Source organism: Streptomyces sp., assembly GCF_031178505.1.
In the GTDB taxonomy this organism is placed as follows: domain Bacteria; phylum Actinomycetota; class Actinomycetes; order Streptomycetales; family Streptomycetaceae; genus Streptomyces; species Streptomyces gulbargensis.
Window position 1 is genome coordinate 1 of the sequence record NZ_JAPSIW010000749.1, and the last position, 3,385, is coordinate 3,385.

A 3,385-nucleotide genomic window follows, 5' to 3' on the forward strand; every position below is an offset into this window, starting at 1 on the left:
TACGAACTCTCCCCGGCCGAGGAACGCGAGCCGACCGCCGCCCACCGAGGTGGCGGCCTCCGCGACGGCGACCGCCGGCGCGCCACCGGCCGGCCCGCCGCCCTCCGCGCCGTCCCGTACCCGGCCGTCACCGGGGACGGCGCGGTGCCCGAGCCCGCCGTGACGCGCGCACCGCGCCGCCACCCACGGGCCGGTCCCCTCCCTTCGCTCACCCCTTCCGCGCTCCAGGTGTTCCGCTGCTGAGAGACGGCCCGCCCCCGTCCGTCCCGACCGTCCGACGCGTCCCCCACGACGCGCCAGGAGGAAACCGCCATGCAGCCCCTCATCGACAACGCCCGTACGTTCGGACACCGCACCGAGGAGTTGGCCCCGCTCGCCGAGGGTCAGTCACCGACCGCTCTCTTCATCACCTGCTCCGACGCGCGGGTCGTCCCCGCGCTCATCACCGGCGCCCGCCCCGGCGAACTCTTCGAACTGCGCACCGCGGGCAGCATCGTCCCGCCGTACGCCTCCGACCGCCCCACGGGTGAAGCCGCCACCATCGAGTACGCCGTCGAGGTCCTCGGCGTCCGGGACGTCGTCGTCTGCGGCCACTCCCACTGCGGAGCCGTCGGCGCCCTCGTCCGGGGCGACGACCTCAGCGCCGTCCCCGCCGTCCGCGACTGGCTCGCCCACGCCGCGCCCGACGGGGTGCCCGGCCACCCCGAGGACCCGGCCGTCGCCGACGCCGTCCGGGCCCACGTCCTCGCCCAGCTGCTCCGCCTGCGCTCCTACCCGTGCGTCGAGCGGCGCCTCACCGAAGGCCAGCTGCGCCTGCGCGGCTGGTACTACGAGGTGCACACCGGCGCCGTGCGGGAGTACCGGACGCGGACCGACTCCTTCGAAACCCTCTGAGGGGGAGATCCGGATGCCGTTCTCCCCTTCCGCGCTCCTCTCCCGGGCGCCCTCCACCCTGCGCCACGACTTCGCCGCCTCGCTCGTGGTGTTCCTCGTCGCCCTGCCGCTCTGCATCGGTGTGGCCGTCGCCTCCGGCGTCCCGGCCGAACTCGGCCTGATCACCGGCATCGTCGGAGGAATCGTCACCGGCCTCATGCGCGGCAGCAGCCTCCAGGTCTCCGGGCCGGCCGCCGGCCTCACCGTGCTCGTCCTGGAGGCGGTCCAGGCCTTCGGCCTCGCCGTCCTCGGCGTGATCGTCCTCGCGGCCGGTCTGCTCCAGATCGGCATGGGTGCCCTGAAGTGGGGACGCTGGTTCCGCGCCATCTCCCTCTCGGTCGTCGAGGGCATGCTCGCCGGCATCGGCCTGATCATCGTCGTCGGGCAGGTCTACGCCGCCGCGGGTCTCGCCGCCCCCGCCTCCGGCCTCGACAAGATCACCGGACTGCCGGCCGCCGTCGTGGACGCCCTCGGCGACAGCACCGCGCTCGCCTCGGGGGCCGTGGCCGTCGCGACGATCGTCGTGATGGTGGGCTGGCGGCGGATGCCCGGCGCCGCCCGGGCCGTGCCCGGCGCCCTCGTCGCGGTCGTCCTCGCCGCCCTGGCCACCGCGCTGTTCGGCCTGCCCGTGGCCACGGTGCGGGTGGGCGCCGTCCTGGACGCCGTCCACCTGCCCGGCGCCGACGCGCTCTCGGCCCTCGCCGAACCGGCGGTGCTCGGCACCGTTCTGGCGTTCGCCCTGATCGCCTCGGCGGAGTCCCTGTTCAGCGCGGCGGCCGTGGACCGGCTGCACGCCGGCCCCCGCACCTCGTACGACAAGGAACTCGTCGCGCAGGGCGTCGGCAACACGCTGTGCGGGATCCTCGGCGCCCTGCCGATGACGGCCGTCATCGTCCGCAGCTCGGCCAATGTGCAGGCCGGGGCCCGGACCAAGGCCTCCCGTGTCCTGCACGGGGTCTGGCTGCTGCTGTTCGCCGCCCTGCTGCCGGCCACCCTCACGTACGTGCCGCTGCCGGCGCTCGCGGGCGTGCTGATCCACGCCGGATGGAAACTGATCCCCTTCCGCGGGATCGTCACCCTCTGGCGCGCCCACCGCGGCGAGGCCCTGGTGCTCGCCGCGACCGCCGTCGCGATCGTGACGGTCAACATGTTCGAGGGCGTGCTCATCGGGCTCGCCCTCTCCATCGCGAAGGCCGCCTGGGACGCCTCCCACCTGCGGGTGGAGTCCTCCGAGGACGAGTCGGGCACGGTGCACATACGACTCTCGGGGAACGTCACCTTCCTGCGCCTGCCGAAGGTGCTGGACGCCCTGGAGTCCCTGCCCCGGGACCGGCCGGTCGAGCTGGACCTCTCCGGTATCCAGCACCTCGACCACGCCTGCCGCACGGCCCTGGAGAACTGGGCCGAGCGGCACTCCCCGGCGGGCCCGGACGCCATCCGGCTGCACGACCTGCCGGGGCGCCCCGGCGCGGAACGGGTCAGCGCCCCGGCGGGCTGACCCGGCCGGCCCCCGGCCCCTGTGCCCCACCGGCACCGGGACCGGGGGCCGTCAGGCGCGCGGCCTCCCGGAGCAGGGCCGCCCGGTCGATCGCCTCGGTCCTCGTCGCGGGGACGGTGCACGCGTACGCGCCGGCCACCGCCCCGTAGAGGGCGCACCGCAGCGGGTCCTCACCCGACAGCCGGCCGAAGAGGAACCCGGCGGCGAAGGCGTCGCCCGCGCCGTTGGAGTCGACCACCGGCCCCGCCGGGGCGACCGCCGGCACCCGGACGAGTCCGTCGGCGGTCAGCAGGTACGCGCCCTCGGCGCCCGCCGTCGCGACCACCGTCCCGGCCCGGCCCCGCTCCATGATCCGGCGCATCGTCCGCTCCGGATCGCCGAGCGCGGCGCAGGAGACGAAGACCAGATCCGCGCCGTACGCGAACGGTTCGTGATGGGGATTCTCCCCGTCCCAGTCGTGCAGGTCGGTCGAGATCGTGACACCCGCGTCCCGCAGCACGGGCAGAGCCTCCGCGCACCCGTGCGTGATCGAGACATGGGCGTGCCGGCTCGACGACGCCAGCGACCCGACCAGCTCCCCGGGCAACCGGTCCGCCGCCGCGGCGCGGCTCCCGTCGTACAGCGAGAGCCGGCGGCCGTCCGGGCCCACGAGATTGACCGCCCGTTTGGTTCCGGCCGTCGCCGGCACTCCCGTGAAAGGCAGGCCCCGGTCCCGGTGGAAGGCCCGGACGAGGTCACCGAACGGGTCGTCACCGACCAGGTCCAGGTGATGGGTGCGCAGGCCCAGGGCGCTCAGCCCGAGCGCCACGAAGTCACCGGTCTGCCCGGCGCGCGCCTCGATGCCCCGCTCGATCAGATGGCTGTCCGCCCAGGGAAGGGGCAGTTCGGGCACGTACACGATCGTGTCGACCCCCGCCCCTCCGAGGACCAGGACGTCGTACGTCGCGTTCATCG

3 protein-coding genes and 1 pseudogene are annotated in these 3,385 nt (G+C 75.0%); 3 read left to right on the top strand and 1 reads right to left on the bottom strand.

From position 1 onward, the window contains the following. The 3 genes and pseudogenes from RIF68_RS31655 to RIF68_RS31665 all read left to right on the top strand — a co-directional run. Window positions 1-243: pseudogene (locus tag RIF68_RS31655) on the top strand (hypothetical protein); the annotation flags it as partial. Window positions 244-312: 69 nt separating this feature from the next. Continuing rightward, window positions 313-894, top strand: coding sequence for a carbonic anhydrase (locus RIF68_RS31660; protein ID WP_309054705.1), 582 nt, complete (start codon window positions 313-315; stop codon window positions 892-894). Window positions 895-907: 13 nt separating this feature from the next. Further along, window positions 908-2,431, top strand: coding sequence for a SulP family inorganic anion transporter (locus RIF68_RS31665; RefSeq protein ID WP_309054706.1), 1,524 nt, complete (start codon window positions 908-910; stop codon window positions 2,429-2,431). Here RIF68_RS31665 and RIF68_RS31670 read toward each other — a convergent pair. After that, window positions 2,412-3,383 (bottom strand): adenosine kinase, encoded by a 972-nt coding sequence (locus RIF68_RS31670; protein WP_309054707.1) that lies wholly within the window; start codon window positions 3,381-3,383, stop codon window positions 2,412-2,414. The genes RIF68_RS31665 and RIF68_RS31670 overlap by 20 nt on opposite strands. Between the last annotated feature and the right edge of the window lie 2 nt (window positions 3,384-3,385).